The sequence below is a fragment of the Vreelandella sp. L-15 genome (assembly GCF_056857635.1).
The window spans coordinates 119,988-140,345 of record NZ_JBSXNN010000092.1 but is presented as its reverse complement, the minus strand read 5'-3'; the positions used below and the strand labels follow the sequence as shown (position 1 = coordinate 140,345).

The following is a 20,358-nucleotide window of genomic DNA, read 5'->3' as shown; positions in this document are numbered from 1 at the left end:
CAGATCGCCGCACGTACGACATAGACAATTGAAACAGACCATTGAGAGGCATTATGGCGAACTATTCTACCAACGAATTCAAAGCAGGTTTGAAAGTAATGCTCGACGGCGACCCCTGTTCGATCGTTGAGAACGAGCTGGTGAAGCCGGGTAAAGGCCAGGCGTTCAACCGCGTGAAGCTGCGCAACCTGATGACAGGCCGTGTGGGTGAGAAAACCTTCAAGTCTGGCGACTCTTTAGAAGGCGCTGACGTCATGGATCTGGAAATGGAGTACCTCTATACCGACGGTGATATGTGGTACTTCATGAAGACCGACGGCTCGTTTGAGCAGTATGCGGTAGAGAAAAAAGCGCTGGGTGATACCGTCAAGTGGCTAAAAGAGCAGGTACCTTACATTCTTACCTTGTGGAACGATAAGGCCATTTCCGTAACGCCGCCTAATTTCATCGAGCTGGAAGTCGTAGAGACTGACCCAGGCCTAAAAGGCGATACGGCGCAGGGTGGTTCTAAGCCTGCTACGCTATCTTCGGGTGCTGTGGTTCGCGTACCGCTGTTCATCAATCAGGGTGAAGTGCTGAAAATCGACACCCGTTCTGGTGAGTACGTATCACGCGCTTAACCGCGCGATGATAAAAGCGGCAGACATAGTCGCTTAAGCGTTTCGTTCATAAAGCCACGCGATACTGTTGCGTGGCTTTATGTTGTTAGGGAGAAGGGAATGACACTGAACTGGCAGCCAACGGCAACGATGGGCACCTTGCGCGAGCGCGCACGTTTGATCGCGACGGTGCGCGCCTTTTTTGCTGCTCGGGGCATATGGGAGGTGGAGACGCCAGTGCTCGGCCAAGGGGGCAGCACCGACGTGCATCTAGTGTCGCTATCGTCGCTTGCCCGCACCGATAAAGGTCAGCGCAAGCTATGGCTGCAAACCTCGCCTGAGTTTCATATGAAGCGACTGCTGGCGGCCGACAGCGGCCCCATTTTTCAGCTGGCAAAAAGCTTTCGTGATGGCGAAGTGGGGGCTCGGCACAATATCGAATTCACCATGCTGGAGTGGTACCGCCCTGGTTTCACGCTGGCGCAGTTGATAGAGGAGACAACGGCGCTGGTGGAGCACGTATTGCCCCAGTCACCTGGCCCGGTGGTGTACTACCGTTATCGCGAACTCTTTCATCGCCACTTGGAGGTAGACCCGTTCACCACGTCGCTGGTCACGCTGCGGTCGCTAGCAGCAGAGCGGGGCAATATGTCGGCCCAAGCGCTAGCCGAGGAGGGGCGCGATACTTGCCTGGATCTGCTCATGGGAATGGTTATCGAGCCAACCTTGGGGCAACAGGAGCTTAGCGTAGTCGTTGACTATCCTGCGAGCCAAGCGGCGCTGGCGCGACGTCATCAGGATGCCGATGGCGAATGGGTGGCCTCTCGCTTTGAGCTATACCTGAACGGTATCGAGCTCGCCAATGGCTACGATGAGTTGACCGATGCCGAGGAGCAGCGCCAGCGTTTCGATGCAGATAATGCCGAGCGTCGCCGGTTGGGGCTACCTGAAGTAGATGTCGATGCTCATCTACTGGCAGCGCTAGAACAGGGGCTGTCAGCCTCTTCCGGCGTGGCGCTGGGGCTGGATCGTTTGATCCAATTAGCGCTGGGTAAAACGCGCCTGGAAGAGGTCTTGGCGTTTTCGACGGCTAACTGCTAACAACGCGGCCAGCCTGGCTCAGGGCGTTGGGGTAGCGAGGCTCTGCCCCATTTGCACTGTTGCCCCTAGCGCGTGGTTGCCAAACACCACGGGTTTAGCGAAACACAACACGACGGTGGAGCCGAGCTTGAAGCGGCCCATCTCAGCACCTTTCTCCAGCACAATCGGCTGCCCGAAGCGCATGCGCTGAGGGTGGCCCGACAGCGGTGTTACTTGCCCAGACCAGACGGTTTCAATGGCGGCTACAATCATGGCGCCGACCAGCACCATCGCCATAGGGCCGTGCTCGGTATCAAAGATGCACACCAAACGCTCATTGCGGGCGAACAAGCCGGGCACGTAGTTGGCGGTGGCTTGGTTGACCGAAAAGAGTCGCCCCGGCACGTAGATCATTTCCCGCAGCGTGCCGGTCACTGGCATATGCACGCGGTGGTAGTCGCTTGGCGAGAGATAAACCGTCGCGAAGCTGCCGTTCAAAAACTCATCAGCTAACGCTTTGTCGCCGCCCAGCAGGGTTTGGACGGAAAACGTATGCCCTTTTGCCTGCACCAGTTTGCCCGCCGTGGTGAGGCGGCCAAACTGTGAAAGCGTGCCATCCGCAGGGCTCAGTAGACCTTCGCCCAGTGGGCGAGCATCCGCTTTCAGCGCGCGGGTAAAAAAGTCGTTGAATGTGGCGTAGGCGGTGGGGTCTGGCTCCAGCGCCTGGCTCATATCCACCTTAAAGCGCTTGATAAACGCTTTAATCAGGGTGTCTTTCACCCAGGGGTTATCGCACTGGGCAAACTTACCCGTCAGGCGCGACAGCGCGTGTTGAGGCAAGGGGTATTGAAGTAGTGAAAAGGCTTTTTGGGAGAGGGTCACAGTAATATCTTCATTTCTCGATGGGTGTATCGTCGCGGTTGCCCCATTCACCCCAGGAACCCGCGTAGCCGCGTATATTAAAGCCTAGCGCTTTACCTACAAGCCAAGTAAAGCTGCTGCGGTGGTGGCTTTGGCAGTGGGTGGCAATTTCCTTATCGGGAGTGAGCCCTAGGGCATTAAGTTCGGTCATGAGCTCGGCGTAGTCGCGGATTCTCAGCGCCCGGCTGCGATCCATGGCGTCTAGCCAATCCATGTTCACTGCACCAGGAATATGTCCCAAGTGTTTGTTGTTGCCGCGTTCGCCGTCGTACTCCGCTTTGGAGCGGGCGTCCCAAATGGCAAACTGTTTGTTGCTGAGCTTCTCTTTGATCTCATCGCAAGTAATGGCGGCACTAGGGTTGAGAATCTCAGCGTGGTATTCGCTTGGCGTTGGCGCGGTGGGCTCGGTTCTCTCTTCCAGGCCTGCGTCGCGCCAGGCGTGAATGCCGCCGTTTAGATAGGAGTAGCGGGTGTGGCCGATCAGCTCCAGTGTCCAGAGCAGGCGAGCTGCCCAGCCGCCGCCTTCGTCGTCGTAAGCCACTACATGGGTGTCGCGGGTTAATCCCAGCGCGCTGAATAACTTGGAGAGAAACTCCACCGACGGCACGTCGTTGGGCACTGGGCCTTCGCCGCGCATCAAGTAGCGAAAATCCAGATAAATGGCGCCGGGAACGTGGCCCTGACGGTAGCTTTCGCCATTGGCGGGCACATCGATAATCAGCAGTTCAGGCGCCTGTAAGTGCTCTTGTAACTGCTCCGGCTCCACGATGAGTGGCAATAGATTGTGTTCTGATGAGTGGCTGGCGGTGCTCATATCCGGCTCCCTTAACATTAAGACAACTGCAACGAGGCTAACGGCGGTGTTGCCCTGGTCATTGTAGGTTCGTCACTGCGGATTCAAGCTATCGAGAATACGTCGATAGCTGGCGAAACGCTCTGGATGAATCTTGCCTGCCTCGACGGCGTCCAGTAAAGCGCAGCCCGGCTCATTGCGGTGGCGGCAGTCCCGGAAGCGGCAAAGGCCCAAATAGGGGTGGAACTCGATGAAACCATCGGTCACTTCCTGCTCGTCCAGATGGATCAGGCCAAACTCGCGAATGCCGGGCGAGTCGATAAGTTCGCCATTGCTGACTTCGTCGCTGCGCATGGCATAGAGACGCGCTGTGGTCGTCGTGTGCGTGCCTTTACGCGAATCTTCCGATAGCGCGCCAATACGCAGGGTTTCGTCGGGCAGTAGTAGGTCAATCAGCGATGATTTCCCCACGCCACTTTGGCCGACGAATACCGAGGTGCGGCCCGCGAGCTGCTGGCGCAACTTATCCAGCCCTTCGGGGTTGGCCGTGGTGGTGCGTACCACCGGATAGCCTAGCTGGTGATAGCGCTCCAGCAGCTGACCGAGTTCGCCGCCATCGTCTGGCAGTAAATCGGTTTTATTCAGCACCAGCACAGGCGCGATGCCGGTAGCTTCAGCGGCTACCAGATAGCGGTCAATCAGGTTGGGGTGGGGTGCAGGCTCGACGGCGAATACAATCAGCAGCTGATCAATATTAGCGGCTACCGGCTTAAGCTGGCCGCGTGGGTCAGGGCGTTTCAAAATACTGTCGCGCTCTTCACGGGCAACCACCACGCCAGAGCCATCCTGGCCTGCCCGCCAGATCACTCGGTCGCCGGTCACCAAGCCATCAAGGTTGGCGCGCAGGTGGCAGCGTATAGGTGTGCCGTCGGCGTCACGCACTTCCAGCGTACGGCCAAAGTGGGCCATCACTCGACCCGGCTGCTCTGGGCCGTATTCGCCTGCAGAGAGCTTTTCGGCATCCTTGGAATCGCGCTTTTCAGCGCGCTGGGCGCGTTCGGCTTGAATCTTCTCGACTCGCCACTGCTGCTGGCGGCTTAATTTACGTTTGCTCATGACCACCTGATGATCGTTACAATAGACGTCATTGTACCCACCAGGGCGGTCAACTGTCCTGTATGGGGTGCGGGTTAGCGCAATATAAGCGACACTTTTACTTTATTCGCCGATGTCAGGGCGAAACTGGCCAAGGAATGAATGCAATGAGCGAGCAAAGCGGCGCACCGCGTAGCGACCTGTTGGTATGGATTGATTTGGAAATGACCGGCCTGGAGCCGGATAAGGAGCGCATTATCGAGGTGGCGACACTCATCACCGATGCTCAGTTGAATGTCGTGGCAGAAGGCCCAGTGATCGCCGTCAAACAGCCCGATAGCCTCTTGGCCGGAATGGACGATTGGAACCAGAAAACTCACGGTGAGTCTGGGCTGGTGGCGCGGGTGAAAGCGAGCACCATCGAAACTAAAGAAGCCGAGCGCCAAACTCTCGACTTTTTACGCCAGTACGTGGTGGCGGGCTCCTCGCCGATGTGCGGCAACAGTATTCATCAAGACCGCCGCTTCTTAGAGCGGGAAATGCCCGACTTGTGGGCGTTCTTTCACTATCGCAACTTGGATGTCTCGACCGTCAAAGAGTTGGCGAAGCGCTGGAACCCCGGTGCGCTGGCGGGCTTCAAAAAGCAGAATGCCCACTTGGCGATGGATGATATCAAGGAGTCGATTGCGGAGCTTGCCCATTACCGCAGCACGTTTTTGCGTATTGAAGGTGGTGGCGACGAAGAGGAGTAGCCCTCATGCGCGTGTCGCGATACGCGCATCTCGCTTATGGCGCTGCTCGTCGAGTGCCCAGGCAACGTGTTCGCGTACTAGCGCGCTGGGATAGGCACGACGTGCCCACAGCGCTGCCTCGACGGCATCACTCCACGGAGCATTGCCTAACCCGACGGCAAGATTACGTAGCCAGCGCTCATAGCCAATGCGGCGAATGGGGCTGCCTGCGGTTTTGTCCAAAAATTCCTCTTCGCCCCAGCTAAACAGCGCAATAAGCGATGCGCGGTCAAGGTCGTGGCGTGGGGAAAAGTCCTCTTCTTGGGTGATTTTTGTGAAGCGCGTGAACGGGCAAACGAGCTGACAGTCATCGCAGCCATACACGCGATTGCCCATGGCGCGACGGTACTCCACGGGAATCGCGCCGTGCAGCTCAATGGTGAGATAAGAGATGCACTTGCGCGAATCGACGACCTTATCGTCCACGATGGCCCCTGTGGGACAAGCGGTGCGGCAAGCGCTACAGCTGCCGCAATGCTCTTGCGCAAAAGGTGCATCGACAGGCAGCGGTAGGTCGGTATACAGCTCCCCAAGAAAGAACAGCGAGCCCGCTTTGGGATTCAGCAACATGGCGTTTTTACCGAACCACCCTAAGCCTGCTTTATGGGCGAGCGCACGCTCCATCACCGGGGCGGAGTCGACGAAGGCGCGAAAACCAAATTTTCCTACTTCTTGCTCGATGTGCTTTGCTAACTGCGCCAAGCGTTTGCGCATTAATTTATGATAATCACGGCCCAGCGCGTAGCGGGAGACATAGGCACGGTTGGGTTGGCCAAGCACCTTGGCACTCTCTACTTCGGCGGGCAGGTAGTCCATGCGCACGCTGATGACGCGGCGGGTGCCGGGTTCCAGTTCGTCAGGTCGCGTGCGTTTGGTGCCGTGCCTCGCCATAAAGCCCATCTCGCCGTGGTAGCCTTTACCCAGCCAGTTGGTGAGGTGCGATTCGTGGTCGTTTAGATCAGTGTCAGTGATACCCACCTGCTGAAAGCCCAGCTCGCGCCCCCACTGTTTAATCAGTGCGGCAAGCTGGCGAAGCTGTTCTGCGGATAGCCGTTCGTGAGTCGGGTGTTCACGCGACGGCTGGTTGCGAGACAGTGAAAAAGTCGTGGAACTTGGCATGGTCAGTCAACGGTGGTGCGTTAAGCGCGCTATGCTAACGCATTAGCCTCTGCCACAACATGCCGTGCGTGCCTAAGCTGACACTGGCTGTGTTTAAGCGTTGATTTAGTACCCTATTAAGGAGCAATCGTGTCTACGTTGAGTACCTCTTCGCTACGCCCCCTTTATAAGGCGTCTCAAGTGCGCGAGCTGGATTGGCGCACCATTGCAGGCGGTATAGAGAGCTTTGCCCTAATGCAGCGAGCCGCCTCTAGCGCCTGGCACAGCTTTCGTTCCCGCTGGCCTCAGGCGCGCAGTGTCACGGTGCTTTGCGGCGGCGGTAATAACGGCGGCGATGGACATGTATTGGCGGCGCTGGCTATGCAGTCGGGGCTTAAGGTGCAGCGCCTTTCCCTCAAGCCGCGAGACGCGCTTTCTGGCGACGTTGCCCGTGCCGCGGAGCTGGCAACGGCCGCCGGGGTAGGGTTTGAAGAGTGGCACCCGCACACTACGCTTGCCGGTGAGGTCATTGTCGATGCGTTGCTGGGTACCGGGCTTTCCGGCGAGGTCGAAGGCAGCATTAAGCAGGCCATTAAAGCGATGAATACGGCATCTCAGCCAGTGCTGGCGCTGGATATCCCGTCGGGCATTTCAGCCGATACTGGCGCGATGTTAGGCACAGCAGTGGAAGCCACCTGCACGGTAACCTTTATTGGCGACAAAATTGGTCTGCATACCGGTGATGCCCCGGCGTATACCGGCGATATCGATTTTCGCCCGCTGGGCGTCAAAGCCCAGGCATTTTTTGATATTCCACCTACCGCTTGGCGGCTGGATGATGCGCTGCTAGGCGAGGCTTTCACTCCACGTTCTCGTACTAGCCATAAGGGCAGCTTGGGGCATGTGCTGGTGATGGGCGGAGCGCTGGGCTTTGGTGGCGCAGCGCTGCTGGCCTCCCAGGCGGCTGCACGCTTGGGTGCCGGTAAGGTAACGTTGGCCACGGCACACGAACATATCACCGCAAGCCTAGTGCGCTGCCCAGAAGTCATGGCGCGGGCGGTGCGTGGTGGTGCTGATGCGGCAGATTTGCCTGCCTCAGCGGATGTGGTGGTGATTGGGCCAGGGCTTGGGCAAGAGTCCTGGGGGCAGGCGATGTTGCAAAGCGCGCTTCAGGCTTCTTCACCGCTGGTGGTGGATGCCGATGCGCTCAACCTGTTGGCAAGCCGCTGGCCAGACCTCCGCCGAGATAACTGGATACTCACGCCTCATCCTGGTGAAGCAGCAAGGCTGCTGGGGTGCTCTGTGTCTGATGTCCAAGCCGACCGGCCTGAGGCTGCCCGTGCATTGCAACGCGCTCGTGGCGGTATAGTGATATTGAAAGGAGCAGGCAGCCTGATTGCCGGGCCGAGCGGATTGGTGGTTTGCCCTTACGGGAATCCAGGCATGGCGAGTGGCGGGATGGGAGATATATTAAGCGGTATGTTAGGCGCTTTGGTGGGGCAGTTTAATAGCCTGGAGCAGAGCGCATGGCTGGGCGTGATGGCACACGCTTTAGCGGGGGATGAAGCCGCTAAAGCAGCGGGCGAGCGTGGCCTGTTAGCAAGTGATCTGGCATCCTATGCACGAGTGTTAATTAACCCGTGAAGGCGGCCAACATGCAGGTGCAATTGAACGATGAAGCGGCCCACGTCGCTTTTGGCGAAGCGCTGGGTCAAGCGCTAAAAGGTCACGGGCGTGTTTATTTAGAAGGCGACTTAGGGGCAGGTAAAACGACCTTAACGCGCGGCATTTTGCGGGCCTACGGTTATCAAGGGGCGGTGAAAAGCCCCACCTACACCTTGGTAGAGCCTTATGAACTTGGCAATCAACGTATTTATCACCTTGATTTGTATCGCCTAGCAGACCCGGAAGAGCTGGAGTTCATCGGTGGACGCGATGTGCTGGCCGACGATGCGCTATGTCTGATTGAGTGGCCGAGCCGAGGGGAGGGCTGGTTGCCCGCCCCAGATCTGCGTATTCAACTGAGCGTTGCTGAAACTGGACGCGTCGCGCTATTAAACGCCGGTAGTTCTCTTGGCGAAGATGTCATAGAGCAACTGGCGCGTCAGTGTGTCGGGATGCAACAGGAGTGTGGTGTGCTTCAATGTATATGAAAAACCCACTGGCTCGTTTAATAGGTCAGTTAGCAACTGGCTGCGCGGTTTTATTGGTAGGTACTGCCACTCTGCAGGCGGCCACCGTTGAGAGCATGCGACTCTGGGCAGCACCCGATCATGCTCGTTTGGTGTTTGATCTTACCGCTGCCGCAGAGGCCAATGTGTTTTCATTAGAAAACCCGTCGCGCCTAGTCATTGATCTTGATGAGAGCCAGCTGAATACCGACGTATCAACACTGCCGCTAGATGGCAGTGCGATTGCGGAAGTGCGAACCGGCGTGCGGGATGGTGGTGGCCTGCGGGTCGTGCTTGAGTTGAATCGTGATATTGAGCCGCGCCACTTTACGCTACCGCCTAATGATCAGTATGGCCACCGTCTCGTGGTGGATTTGGAGTACCCTGGCGAAAGCGCTGTGGAGAACCCTATCGACCCTATTGAGGCGATGATTCGTGACCAGGAGATGCTGGCGCAGCGCTCGGCTCAGGCCCAGTTGCCCGGTGTGGAAGCTGACGTTTCTACACCTACGCCCGCGCAGCCTCCCGTCGAGGTTCAGCCCGCTCAGCCTCACCCACAGCGTGACATAATTATTGCTGTTGATGCGGGGCACGGCGGCGAAGACCCCGGTGCGATTGGCCCATCGGGTACTCGTGAAAAGGATGTGGTGTTGGATATCGCCCGACGGCTGGCTGCTGAGGTGAATCGAACCCAAGGCTTCAAGGCTGTGTTGATTCGTGACGGCGACTATTATTTGGGTTTACGCCAGCGTACTCAGCTTGCCCGCGAGCAGAAAGCTGACTTCTTTGTATCGGTACATGCCGATGCGTTTACCAGTCCAAGGCCCCAGGGTAGCTCGGTTTATGCGCTTTCACAGCGGGGGGCAACGTCAGAAACGGCTCAGTGGCTGGCGGATAGCGAGAACCGCTCCGACTTGATTGGTGGCGTCGATGGCAGTTTGTCGCTGCGTGATAAAGACCAAGTATTGCGCGGGGTGCTGCTGGATCTCACCATGACGGCTACGCTCAACGACTCGCTCTCGATTGGCGGGCAGGTGCTTGAACAACTTGGGCGCGTGAACCGGTTGCATAAATCGCGGGTAGAGCAGGCGGGCTTCATGGTGCTGAAATCGCCGGATATTCCCTCGCTACTGATTGAAGTGGGCTTTATCTCAAACCCAGATGAAGAGCGCCGCCTGCGCGACCCGGTGCATCAGCAGGGGCTAGCAACGGCCATTTTCAGTGGCTTGCGCAATCATTTTCAGCGTAACCCGCCCCCAGCGAGCCTGCTGGCGTGGCAGCGCGATAATCAGCGTAGCCCTACCGGAAACGAGTACCGCATTCAGTCCGGTGATACGCTATCGGCGATTGCGATTCGCCACGGCGTACCGGTGAGCCAGCTAAAGCAAGCGAACGACCTGAATGGCGATGTTATCCGTGTGGGTCAGGTGCTGCGTATCCCCAGTTCTTAAGCCGTTGTTTAAGCGTCTGGGCTAGAAACGGGTGCTTAAGAAATCGTTTTGATGATTAGCTTCTGAGGTGTTGGTTGACTGAATTAAACTCGCTGTCTGGCCGTATTCATGTGCTCGACCCCCGCTTAGCGAACCAAATCGCGGCGGGGGAGGTGGTCGAGCGCCCCTCGTCAGTGACAAAAGAGCTGATTGAGAACGCCATTGATGCGGGCAGCCAGCGTATTGAAGTAGAGATCGAGCAGGGCGGTGCCCGGCTGATTAAAGTGCGCGACGATGGTATCGGTATTGGCGAGCAGGACTTGCCCCTGGCGCTGGCCCGCCATGCCACCAGCAAAATCAGCAGCCTGGAGGATCTAGAAGGCGTTAGTTCGCTGGGTTTCCGCGGCGAGGCACTAGCATCTATCAGCTCCGTCTCGCGCCTAGAGCTAGTCTCTAATGCCGATGAAGACCCCCGCCAGGGGTGGCGGGTAGTGGCGGAGGGCCGTGGCATGGAGGCCAGGGTAACGCCCGCGCCGCACCCCCGAGGCACCAGTGTTTCTGTGCGCGATCTGTTTTTTAATACGCCAGCGCGGCGCAAGTTCTTGCGCACTGAAAAGACCGAGTTTGCCCACGTGGAAGAGGCGTTTCGTCGTCAAGCGCTGTCGCGCTACGACATTGCCTGGGTACTGAGGCACAATCAAAAAGTGGTGCACCAGCTGCCGCCGGGCAATATGCCCACTGCGCGCGAGCGCCGTATTGCCTCCCTGCTGGGTAAAAATTTTATTGAGCATGCGCGTTATATTGAACGCGAAGCGGGTGGCCTTAGGTTAAGCGGCTGGGTGGGGCTGCCGACCCACTCTCGCTCCCAGGCTGACCAGCAGTACTTCTTCGTCAATGGCCGGGTCGTGCGTGACCGCTTAGTGGCGCATGCGGTGCGCCAGGCCTACCGAGACGTGCTGTATAACGGTCGTCATCCGGTTTTTGTACTCTATCTTGAGCTGGACCCGGATGTGGTCGACGTTAACGTCCATCCCACCAAGCATGAAGTGCGCTTCCGCGATGGACGCATGGTGCACGATTTCCTCTACTCCAGCCTGCACCACTGCCTGGCGGCCTCCAAGCCCACCGAAGAGGAGCCGGCGGCGTCAGACACTCAAGCCAATGAAGTGGTTGAGCCCACAGTGTCTGCCGAGGTAGAGCAGCCTGAGCCGCGCTGGCAGCAGCAGGGCATGCCGCTATCGGAAGGGTCGGATCGGCACCCCGGCGCCGAGCGGGTGCGCCGGTTTATGCAGGGGTATCAGGCGCTCCATCCTGATCACGAAGAGACGCTGTTAACGCCTCAACCAAGCCCGCCCGGCCAGCGCCCGGCTGCTAACGAAGTGCGCGAAGCGCCGCTTGCTATGCCTGCCCACGATGCCACCGCGGCACCGCCGCTGGGCTTTGCGTTAGGCCAGTTGCATGGCGTGTATATCCTGGCTCAAAACGCCCAGGGGTTGGTGTTGGTCGATATGCATGCGGCTCATGAGCGGATCGTATATGAACGCATGAAAAACCAACTGGCGGCGGCTAAAGGGATCGATACGCAGCCGCTGTTAGTGCCCGTATCGCTAGCGGCGAGTCGCAGCGAAGTGGCTACTGCAGAGAGCGAACGTGACGCTATTGCTCAGCTAGGCGTTGAGTTGGATGTGGCAGGCCCCGAGACGCTGCTGGTGCGCCAACTGCCCGCTCTGCTGGCTCAGGCCGACCCTGAAGCGCTGGTGCGTGAAATGCTCGAAGAGCTAGCTCGATTTGGCCGTACGCATCAGGTAGAGGCGCGTATTCATGAGTTGCTGTCTACCATGGCGTGCCATGGCAGCGTGCGTGCCAATCGTCGTTTAACGCTCGATGAAATGAATGCCCTGTTGCGCGATATGGAACGCACCGAGCGCAGCGATCAGTGCAATCACGGTCGTCCTACTTGGACGCAAATGAGCATGAAAGCGCTCGACCGACTTTTTTTACGTGGCCAGTAATGATGAAGACAATAAACGGAGTGCGGTAAACAGATGGCTGATACACGCCCCTGGGCGATATTTTTGATGGGGCCTACTGCCGCTGGAAAAACCGACGCGGCAATAGCGCTCCACGAGCAGTTAGGTCACGAGCTCATCAGCGTGGATTCCGCCATGGTCTACCGGGGAATGGATGTGGGCAGCGCTAAGCCCAGCGCTGAGGAGCTTGCGCGGGCACCCCATCGGCTTATTGATATTCGCGACCCTGCCGACCCTTACTCCGCGGCAGATTTTCGTGAAGACGCCCTGCAAGAGATGCGGCAAATCAGCGCGGCTGGGAAAGTGCCGCTGCTGGTAGGCGGCACAATGCTTTACTTTAAACGCTTAGTGGAAGGTGTCGCGAACCTGCCTTCTGCGGATGCCGCTATTCGTGAACAGCTTGAAGTGAAGCGACAAGCCGAAGGCTTAGCGGGCTTGCATCGCGCACTCGCTGAAGTGGACCCGGCTTCGGCGGCGCGTATTCATCCTAATGACCCCCAGCGATTAATGCGGGCTTTGGAAGTGTTTTACGCCAGCGGTCGACCCATGAGCGAGCTGTGGGCCGAACAGCAGCCTGAAACCTTTCCGTGGCGGGTGTTGTCGATAGCGCTAGCGCCTAATGATCGTAAGATACTTCATCAACGTATTGCCCAACGTTTTGAAACAATGTTGGGTGAGGGCTTGATAGATGAGGTGGCCGCCCTCAGAAAGCGTAATGATATTCATCTTGGCTTGCCATCGATGAAGAGTGTTGGCTACCGTCAAGTATGGGAATATTTAGACGGCGCTTACGATCAGGGCGAGCTGGTGTCACGAGGGGTCATTGCCACTCGGCAGCTAGCGAAGCGTCAGCTCACTTGGTTGCGTAGCTGGCCGTCACTTAACTGGATAGACTCGCAGCAGCCAGACGCATTGGATAAGCTTCTGAAATTCGTGCGTGACAGCGGTGCTTAGCGTAAGATAGTGATTTCGTAAGCAAGTGTTTTCGAGTGGCCGGCGAGCGCTTTTGACACACCGGGCCTTTCGGGCAACAAGATTGCGGCGTAGCACCAGTAGGGCACGCCATTTGATAACCAACCCCAACGACAGTTTTAGGGAGAGCAACATGTCCAAAGGGCAGTCCCTTCAAGACCCGTACCTGAACATCTTGCGCAAGGAGCGCATTCCGGTCTCTATTTTCCTGGTAAACGGCATTAAGCTGCAGGGCCAGATTGAATCGTTTGACCAGTTTGTCATCTTGTTGCGCAATACCGTCAGTCAGATGGTTTATAAACACGCTATTTCCACGGTAGTGCCTTCACGCAATGTGCGTTTGCCGGCACAAGACCCTTCAGCATCTGATGCTGAACTCTAACACTGCTGGATAGCAAGAGAGTCCACGAGGTATTGATTGTTTTTTGAACGCCCAGAAGCCGGTGAAACGGCAGTTCTTGTTCACGTAGATTTCTATGATGAGCAGGCGCGTGAAGACCCGGGTGAGTTCTTGGAGCTCGTGCGCTCTGCTGGCGCAGAGCCCGCGACATTGCTCACAGCCAGCCGACAGCGCCCTGATTCCCGTACGTTTATTGGGTCAGGTAAGTTGGATGAGCTGCGGGCAATGCTCGCAGCTCATCAAGCGGAACTGGTGATCTTCAACCACAGTTTAAGCCCTTCCCAGCAGCGTAACCTTGAGAAGGAACTCAAGTGTCGTGTCTTGGATCGCACCGGTCTGATTCTCGATATTTTTGCGCAGCGGGCACGAACACATGAAGGTAAGCTGCAAGTAGAGCTTGCCCAGCTTGAGTATATGTCCACACGCCTGATTCGCGGCTGGACACACCTTGAGCGCCAAAAAGGCGGCATTGGCCTGCGCGGTCCTGGCGAAACCCAGCTAGAGACTGACCGACGGCTGCTGCGCGGCCGCATTAAATCTATTCATAAACGGCTCGATAAAGTACGCAGCCAGCGCGAGCAGAATCGGCGTGCTCGGGCTCGGGCGGAGATCCACAGTGTTTCGCTGGTGGGTTATACCAACGCGGGTAAGTCGACGCTGTTTAACGCGTTGACCAGCGCTGAGGTTTATGCGGCTGATCAACTGTTTGCTACCCTGGATCCAACGCTCCGTCGGCTTGAAATCGAAGACGTTGGGCCCGTTGTTATGGCGGATACGGTTGGTTTTATTCGCCATTTGCCGCATAAGCTGGTGGAGGCCTTTCAGGCGACGCTGCAAGAGGCGGCCGAGGCAACTTTGCTGGTGCATGTCATCGATGCAGCTGACCCAGATCGAGAGCTAAACGTTGAGCAAGTCGATAATGTGCTCAAAGAGATCGGTGCTGACAGCGTGCCGGTGCTCAAAGTCATGAATAAAATCGACAAGCTAGACAGCGCCCCGCGCATTGAGCGCGACGGCCATGGCGTGCCAGAGGTAGTTTGGCTGTCTGCTCAGCAGGGCCACGGGCTTGATCTATTGCATGAAGCTTTGACCGAGCGCCTTGCCAATGACGTGATTGGTTTTTCGCTTACACTGTCACCAGAGCAGGGTAAGTTACGCGCTGGCTTGCATGAGCTTAACGCCGTACGCGAAGAGAGTTTTGATGAGCAAGGGCGCTCCGTGTTGGATGTGCGCTTGCCCAGGCGCGACTTTAACCAGTTGATGGCTCAACTGGGTGAGCGTGCCAATACCTATTTACCAGAAGCATTACGCGAATCTGACGAATGGTAGCCCATCAAGTACCTACTCCACAGTCATTGACTGTGGAGTTGTGGTACACGATTGATATAGCAACAATATCAAAAGCACCCGGCCTTGCATAAGCACAAGGCAAAGTGCAGGTGAACACCTTAGTGGAGACGAAGTATGGCCTGGAATGAGCCCGGTGGTGGCAACCAGCACGACCCCTGGAGTGGTGGTGGTCGACGTGGTAACAGCGGCGGCGATCGCGGTGGGAGCAATGGTGGTGGCGATAACGGCAATAAAGGTGGCAACAATCAAGGGCCACCCGATCTTGACGAAGCGCTGAAAAAATTCCAAGACAAGCTGAACGGCATGCTTGGCGGCGGCAATAAGAAAAGTGGCGGGGGCGGTAATGGTAAAAGCGGGGGCGGTAAACCTCGCAATTCCTTTGCGTTGCCGGGCCTCTTGATTATTGTTGCGCTTGCCATTTGGGGTGCCTCAGGCTTTTACTTGGTTGACCAGTCTGAGCGTGGGGTTGTACTGCGCTTTGGTGAGTACCAAGGCATTGTTGAGCCAGGCCTGCAGTGGAATCCACCGCTGATTGATGATGTGCGCATGGTAAACGTAACACGCGTTCGTTCCGTCTCTCAGACCCAGTCCATGCTGACTCGCGACGAGAACATCGTTGAAGTGGAAATCTCTGCGCAGTACCAAGTCGCCAACCCGCGTGACTTTGTACTTAACGTACGTAATCCCGCTCTCTCTATTGAGAATGCGCTGGACTCTGCACTGCGTCATGTGGTCGGTGGTACGGATATGATTGATATCCTGACCTCTGGTCGTGAGATTTTGGGTAGCTCGGTGGCGAGCCGTCTGCAAGCATACTTAGATGCCTATGGTGCCGGTATTCGTCTGCAAACCATCAACATTGAATCAACATCTGCACCTGCACCGGTTATTGATGCCTTTGATGACGTTATTCGTGCTCGCGAAGATCGCCAGCGGACCATCAACGAAGGTATGGCTTATGCCAACGCGATCATCCCAGCTGCACAAGGCCAAGCTCAGCGTGTTGTAGAGCAGGGCCAGGGTTACCGGGAGTCAGTAGTCGCTGAAGCGCAAGGTCAAGCCAACCGTTTTAATGCGCTGTTAACTGAGTACCGTAATGCGCCAGAGGTCATGCGTGAACGTATGTATCTGGATGCAATTGAAGAAGTGTTTGGTAGCACGCCCAAGGTGCTGTTGGATGTGAGCGAAAATGCTCCGCTGATGTACCTGCCGCTAGACCAGATGCGCAGTAACAGTGGTAGTGACAGCAGTTCAACGACTGATAGCAGTGGCGATAGCAGCAGCGATGCGATTGATCCGCGCGTGCTGGAGTCGCTGCGGGGCAGCCAAAGCAGCTCCTCATCGTCGTCTAGTAATAACCCTATCCGCAGGGAGGGCCGCTAAATGATTAATAATCGATCCCTGCTTATCGTAGGTGGCTTGGCCGCCGTGGCGTGGCTAGCAAGTAACAGCCTATACGTAGTGGATGAAACCGAGCGTGCGGTGAAGCTGCGTTTTGGTGAAGTCATCGAAGAGAATATTCAGCCGGGCCTGCATGCCAAAATTCCGATTGCTCAGACAATTCGTAAATTTGACACGCGTTTGCTGACACTGGATACCGATACCAGCCGTTACCTGACCCTTGAGCAGAAAGCGGTAATCGTAGACTCCTACGTAAAGTGGCAAGTGATTAACCCCACTCGCTACTACGAGGCGACCGCAGGTGATGAGATGATGGCGATTCGCCTGATTCAGCCACGCGTCGATGAGAGTCTGCGTAACGAGTTTGGTCGCTTGAACCTTCAGGAAATCATTGCCGAGCGCCGTGATGACCTAATGACAGGCCCGACAGCAGAGCTTGACGAGCTGATGCGTGAAGAGCTCGGCGTGGCGATTCGCGATATCCGTATCAAGCGTATCGACCTGCCGGAAGATGTCTCTGCCGCTGTGTTCGAGCGTATGCGTTCAGAGCGGGAGCGTGAAGCCCGTGAGTGGCGCGCCCAGGGTCAAGAAGAAGCTGAGCGTATTCGTGCTAACGCCGACCGCCGCCGTCAGGTTCTGCTTGCTCAAGCAAACGAGCGCGCCGAAACCCTGCGTGGTGAAGGTGACGCCGAGGCAGCTGCGATCTTCTCCCAGGCTTACGGCCAGGATCAGGAGTTTTTCGCTTTCTGGCGCAGTCTAAACGCCTATCGTGAAAGCTTCTCTGGCGATGGCAACCTGCTGGTGCTTGAGCCGGATAGCGACTTCTTCCGCTACCTGCGTAGCGCAGTGCCTAATAGCGCTGAGTAATGGCGCGTAACCCCGTCAAGCGCTGTGCTTGGCGGGGTTCAACTAGCGCATAAACGTGATAGACTTTATCTACCGGGCGTCGCCCGGTTTTTTTGTGGCCCTCGTTTCGTGAACGTTTCCACGCAGCGCCTTGTGAGGCTGTTGGTGGTGTCGTCAGAAGGGGCCTTCATCGTCTCGCAGGATTGTTCACATGACCATCGCTGACCGCTGGCTATTGCCCGACGGCATGGATGAGGTGCTGCCGCCTCAGGCAAGCCGCATGGAAGAGCTGCGCCGTGCGCTGCTTGATCTTTACCATTGCTGGGGCTACGACCAAGTAATGCCGCCGCCGGTGGAGTTTTTGGACTCCTTGCTGACAGGTACCGGCACAGACCTCGACCTTCAAACGTTCAAGCTTACCGACCAACTGACGGGCCGCATGATGGGTGCATCTGCCGATGTGACGCCTCAAGTTGCGCGTATGGACGCTCACTCCCTAAAACGCCAAGGCCCGGTGCGTCTGTGTTACTGCACCAATGTGCTGCGCGCAAAGGCCGACCAGCATCAGGGCGGCCGAAGCCCCGTACAGGTTGGTGTGGAGCTGTTTGGTCATGCAGGCTTAGAGGCTGATAGTGAAATTATCCACTTAGCATTAGCAAGTCTGCATGCGGCGGGCGCTGATGAAATTCACCTGGCGTTGGGCCACATTGGTATTTACCGTAGCCTTGTAGAGGCCGCTGCACTCAGCGATGAGCAAGAGCGTGTGCTATTTGAGGCCTTGGCGTTAAAATCACCGGGTCAGCTAGCAGAGCAAGTGAACGTCAGTGTGAGTGATCCTGTGCTGGCCGATATGCTGATGGCCTTGGGTGAGTTACATGGCGATGCCAGTGTGTTGGCCCAGGCCCGCGAGCGCTTTGCAGGTGCGCCTGCGCCTGTAACTGCAGCCCTCGACCAGCTAGAAGCGCTTTATAAAGGCGTTCTGGCGCGCTTTGACGTCTCGCTCTATTTTGATCTGGCAGAGCTGCGTGGCTATCAATACCACACCGGTATGATGTTCGCGGCTTACGTGCCGGGTTATGGCCATGCGCTGGCCAAAGGCGGGCGCTATGATGATACCGGGCGCGCGTTTGGCCGTGCACGGCCTGCCACCGGTTTCTCGATGGACCTGAAACAACTGGCATCGCTGGCGCTGGCTTCACCCAGCCGGGGTGCAATTTGGGCTCCTGCCCAAGAAGAAGAGTCGCTTAACGCTGCCATTGTGGCGCTGCGTGAGCAGGGTGAACGCGTAATTCAAGCGCTGCCTGGGCAGCGTACTGGGCCGGCGGAGCACAGCTGTGACCGCCGTCTTGAGTTTATCGATGGTCGTTGGCAGACAACGACCCTGACACAAGAGACGAGTGCATAATGGGTAAGAATGTCGTAGTCCTGGGTACCCAATGGGGTGATGAAGGCAAAGGCAAGATCGTTGACCTGCTCACCGAATCCGCCTCTGCTGTGGTGCGCTTCCAAGGCGGCCATAACGCAGGCCACACGCTGGTCATCGACGGTGAGAAAACCGTTCTTCACCTGATTCCTTCAGGCGTGCTGCGCCCTGGTAAAACCTGCGTGATTGGCAACGGTGTTGTGCTCTCGCCGGAAGCGCTGATCAAAGAGATCCGCGAGTTGGAAGCGAAGGGCGTGCCCGTGCGTGAGCGCCTGCGTCTTTCTCCGGCGTGCCCGCTGATTCTGCCTTACCATGTGCGCCTAGACCAAGCTCGTGAGAAAGCCCGCGGTGTTGCCAAAATCGGTACTACTGGTCGTGGTATTGGCCCGGCGTACGAAGACAAAGTGGCTCGTCGCGGCCTGCGTTTGGGCGATATGCTTCATCGCGAGCGGTTTGCCTCCAAACTGGGTGAAGTGCTCGACTACCACAACTTTGTACTGGTGAATTACCACGGTGAGCCGGCGGTAGACTTCCAGGAAGTGCTGGATAGCGCCATGCAAATGGCCGAGGAGCTGCGTCCGATGGTCAGCGATACGGTCAGTATGGTTCATGACCTGCGTAAAGCCGGTGAGAATATCCTGTTTGAGGGTGCTCAAGGCTCGCTGCTGGATATCGACCACGGTACCTACCCCTATGTGACCAGTTCGAACACCACCGCGGGTGGTACGGCGACTGGTTCTGGTGTCGGTCCGCTCTACCTGGACTACGTGCTGGGTATTACCAAAGCCTATACCACTCGTGTCGGCTCCGGCCCGTTCCCCACCGAGCTGTTTGACGATCACGGCCGTCACCTAGCTGAGCGTGGCCATGAGTTTGGTGCTACTACGGGCCGCCCGCGTCGCTGTGGCTGGTTTGATGCCGTTGCCTTGCGTCACGCGGTACAGATCAACTCGGTATCGGGTATCTGCCTGACCAAGCTGGACGTACTGGATGGCTTGGAAAATATCCGCGTGTGTGTCGGCTACCGCAGCAAAGATGGCGACGTGCTGGATAACCCGGTGGATTCAGAGGGCTACGAAGCGGTAGAGCCGGTCTATCACGATCTGCCAGGCTGGAAAGAGTCCACGCTGGGCGCTAAGAAGGTGGAAGACTTACCGGCTAATGCCCGTGCATACATCAGCTTCCTCGAAGAGCAGGTAGGCACTAGCATCGATATCATTTCTACCGGTCCCGATCGTATTGAAACCATCGTGCTGCGCAACCCGTTCGAAGGCTAGGTCGTACACCTTCAGGTGATACTAAAAGGGCGGCTTGGCCGCCCTTTTTCGTGCTTAGAAATCGATGCCTCGCCGGGCCTGAAGGCCGTTGTTAAAAGCGTGTCGCACCTCCTGCATGTCGGTCACGGTGTCGGCCATGGCCACCAGCTCACGGTGGGCATTTCGCCCGGTAATGATCACGGTTTGTTCCTGCGGACGGTCCAGTAGCGCCTGTTTGACCGTGGCGATATCGAGATAGCCAAACTTCAGCATGTAGGTGAGTTCGTCCAACACCACGAGATACATCTCGGGGTCTGCCAGCATTTTCTGCGCTTCTTGCCAGACCTCCAGACAGGCGGCGGTGTCCGCTTCGCGATTTTGCGTATCCCAGGTAAAGCCGGTTGCCATGATAGCGACGCTCAAATGAGGATCGTCTTCCAGCCGATTGCGCTCGCCACACTCCCATAACCCCTTGATGAACTGCACCACGCCTACTTTGTAGCCATAACCCAGCGCGCGCGTGACGGTGCCCCAGGCGGCGGTGGTTTTGCCTTTTCCGTTGCCCGTGTTGATGAGCAGCATTCCGCGCTGCTCGGTGGCATTGGCGACTTTTTCGTCCACTCGCGCTTTGAGTTTTTCCATCGATGCTTTATGGCGGGTATCGCGATCACTCATGGTCTCTCCTCGTTGAAAGAGTACAGG

19 protein-coding genes are annotated in these 20,358 nt (G+C 57.1%); 14 read left to right on the top strand and 5 right to left on the bottom strand.

All coding sequences use genetic code 11. The features are described 5' to 3' along the window. Positions 1-53 precede the first annotated feature (53 nt). Positions 54-620 (top strand): elongation factor P, encoded by a 567-nt coding sequence (gene efp / locus AC13CY_RS14205; RefSeq protein WP_054641005.1) that lies wholly within the window; start codon positions 54-56, stop codon positions 618-620. Between the two features lie 99 nt (positions 621-719). Then, positions 720-1,700, top strand: coding sequence for an EF-P lysine aminoacylase EpmA (gene epmA / locus AC13CY_RS14200; protein ID WP_483052671.1), 981 nt, complete (start codon positions 720-722; stop codon positions 1,698-1,700). 18 nt (positions 1,701-1,718) lie between these two features. Here epmA and asd read toward each other — a convergent pair whose 3' ends face one another. From asd to rsgA, 3 genes are all read right to left on the bottom strand, one after another. Then, the gene (gene asd, locus AC13CY_RS14195; protein WP_044629087.1) at positions 1,719-2,561 is read right to left on the bottom strand and encodes an archaetidylserine decarboxylase; all 843 of its coding nucleotides are present in this window, start codon (positions 2,559-2,561) and stop codon (positions 1,719-1,721) included. Between the two features lie 10 nt (positions 2,562-2,571). Then, positions 2,572-3,414, bottom strand: coding sequence for a sulfurtransferase (locus AC13CY_RS14190; RefSeq protein WP_044629088.1), 843 nt, complete (start codon positions 3,412-3,414; stop codon positions 2,572-2,574). A 72-nt stretch (positions 3,415-3,486) separates the two neighbouring features. Further along, positions 3,487-4,509 carry a small ribosomal subunit biogenesis GTPase RsgA gene (gene rsgA / locus AC13CY_RS14185; protein WP_058576417.1) on the bottom strand — a complete coding sequence of 341 codons (1,023 nt, stop codon included), beginning with the start codon at positions 4,507-4,509 and terminating at the stop codon, positions 3,487-3,489. A 146-nt stretch (positions 4,510-4,655) separates the two neighbouring features. Here rsgA and orn point away from each other — a divergent pair, with 146 nt between their 5' ends. Further along, positions 4,656-5,240: an oligoribonuclease gene (orn, locus tag AC13CY_RS14180; protein WP_128082392.1), complete on the top strand. Its 585-nt coding sequence runs from the start codon at positions 4,656-4,658 to the stop codon at positions 5,238-5,240. Positions 5,241-5,243: 3 nt separating this feature from the next. Here orn and queG read toward each other — a convergent pair whose 3' ends face one another. After that, positions 5,244-6,398 (bottom strand): tRNA epoxyqueuosine(34) reductase QueG, encoded by a 1,155-nt coding sequence (queG, locus tag AC13CY_RS14175; RefSeq protein ID WP_483052670.1) that lies wholly within the window; start codon positions 6,396-6,398, stop codon positions 5,244-5,246. Positions 6,399-6,527: 129 nt separating this feature from the next. Here queG and AC13CY_RS14170 point away from each other — a divergent pair, with 129 nt between their 5' ends. The 11 genes from AC13CY_RS14170 to AC13CY_RS14120 all read left to right on the top strand — a co-directional run bounded on the left by AC13CY_RS14170 (position 6,528) and on the right by AC13CY_RS14120 (position 19,677). Further along, positions 6,528-8,021, top strand: coding sequence for an NAD(P)H-hydrate dehydratase (locus AC13CY_RS14170; protein ID WP_483052669.1), 1,494 nt, complete (start codon positions 6,528-6,530; stop codon positions 8,019-8,021). 11 nt (positions 8,022-8,032) lie between these two features. Then, positions 8,033-8,530: a tRNA (adenosine(37)-N6)-threonylcarbamoyltransferase complex ATPase subunit type 1 TsaE gene (gene tsaE, locus AC13CY_RS14165; protein WP_044629091.1), complete on the top strand. Its 498-nt coding sequence runs from the start codon at positions 8,033-8,035 to the stop codon at positions 8,528-8,530. Between the two features lie 95 nt (positions 8,531-8,625). Continuing rightward, a complete protein-coding gene (locus AC13CY_RS14160; protein ID WP_390168792.1) occupies positions 8,626-9,999 on the top strand; it encodes an N-acetylmuramoyl-L-alanine amidase in 1,374 nt (457 codons plus the stop codon). Between the two features lie 74 nt (positions 10,000-10,073). After that, positions 10,074-11,990, top strand: coding sequence for a DNA mismatch repair endonuclease MutL (mutL, locus tag AC13CY_RS14155; protein WP_044629093.1), 1,917 nt, complete (start codon positions 10,074-10,076; stop codon positions 11,988-11,990). Between the two features lie 33 nt (positions 11,991-12,023). Continuing rightward, on the top strand, positions 12,024-12,962 hold the full coding sequence (miaA, locus tag AC13CY_RS14150) for a tRNA (adenosine(37)-N6)-dimethylallyltransferase MiaA (RefSeq protein ID WP_044629094.1): 939 nt from the start codon (positions 12,024-12,026) through the stop codon (positions 12,960-12,962). A 151-nt stretch (positions 12,963-13,113) separates the two neighbouring features. Next, positions 13,114-13,362, top strand: coding sequence for an RNA chaperone Hfq (hfq, locus tag AC13CY_RS14145; protein WP_044629095.1), 249 nt, complete (start codon positions 13,114-13,116; stop codon positions 13,360-13,362). Between the two features lie 36 nt (positions 13,363-13,398). Further along, positions 13,399-14,709, top strand: a complete 1,311-nt coding sequence (gene hflX, locus AC13CY_RS14140) for a ribosome rescue GTPase HflX (protein WP_044629096.1) — start codon at positions 13,399-13,401, stop codon at positions 14,707-14,709. Positions 14,710-14,844: 135 nt separating this feature from the next. Next, entirely contained in the window at positions 14,845-16,113 is a 1,269-nt protein-coding gene (gene hflK, locus AC13CY_RS14135; RefSeq protein WP_483052668.1) for an FtsH protease activity modulator HflK, read from the top strand. Beyond that, positions 16,114-16,998 (top strand): protease modulator HflC, encoded by an 885-nt coding sequence (gene hflC, locus AC13CY_RS14130; RefSeq protein WP_044629098.1) that lies wholly within the window; start codon positions 16,114-16,116, stop codon positions 16,996-16,998. A 190-nt stretch (positions 16,999-17,188) separates the two neighbouring features. Then, complete coding sequence (locus AC13CY_RS14125) at positions 17,189-18,382, top strand: ATP phosphoribosyltransferase regulatory subunit (RefSeq protein ID WP_058576425.1); 1,194 nt, start codon at positions 17,189-17,191, stop codon at positions 18,380-18,382. Continuing rightward, positions 18,382-19,677 carry an adenylosuccinate synthase gene (locus AC13CY_RS14120; RefSeq protein WP_044629100.1) on the top strand — a complete coding sequence of 432 codons (1,296 nt, stop codon included), beginning with the start codon at positions 18,382-18,384 and terminating at the stop codon, positions 19,675-19,677. The genes AC13CY_RS14125 and AC13CY_RS14120 overlap by 1 nt, the downstream gene beginning before the upstream one ends. Positions 19,678-19,731: 54 nt before the next feature. Here AC13CY_RS14120 and cobO read toward each other — a convergent pair whose 3' ends face one another. Further along, positions 19,732-20,331 carry a cob(I)yrinic acid a,c-diamide adenosyltransferase gene (gene cobO / locus AC13CY_RS14115; RefSeq protein ID WP_062361200.1) on the bottom strand — a complete coding sequence of 200 codons (600 nt, stop codon included), beginning with the start codon at positions 20,329-20,331 and terminating at the stop codon, positions 19,732-19,734. Positions 20,332-20,358: the final 27 nt, after the last annotated feature.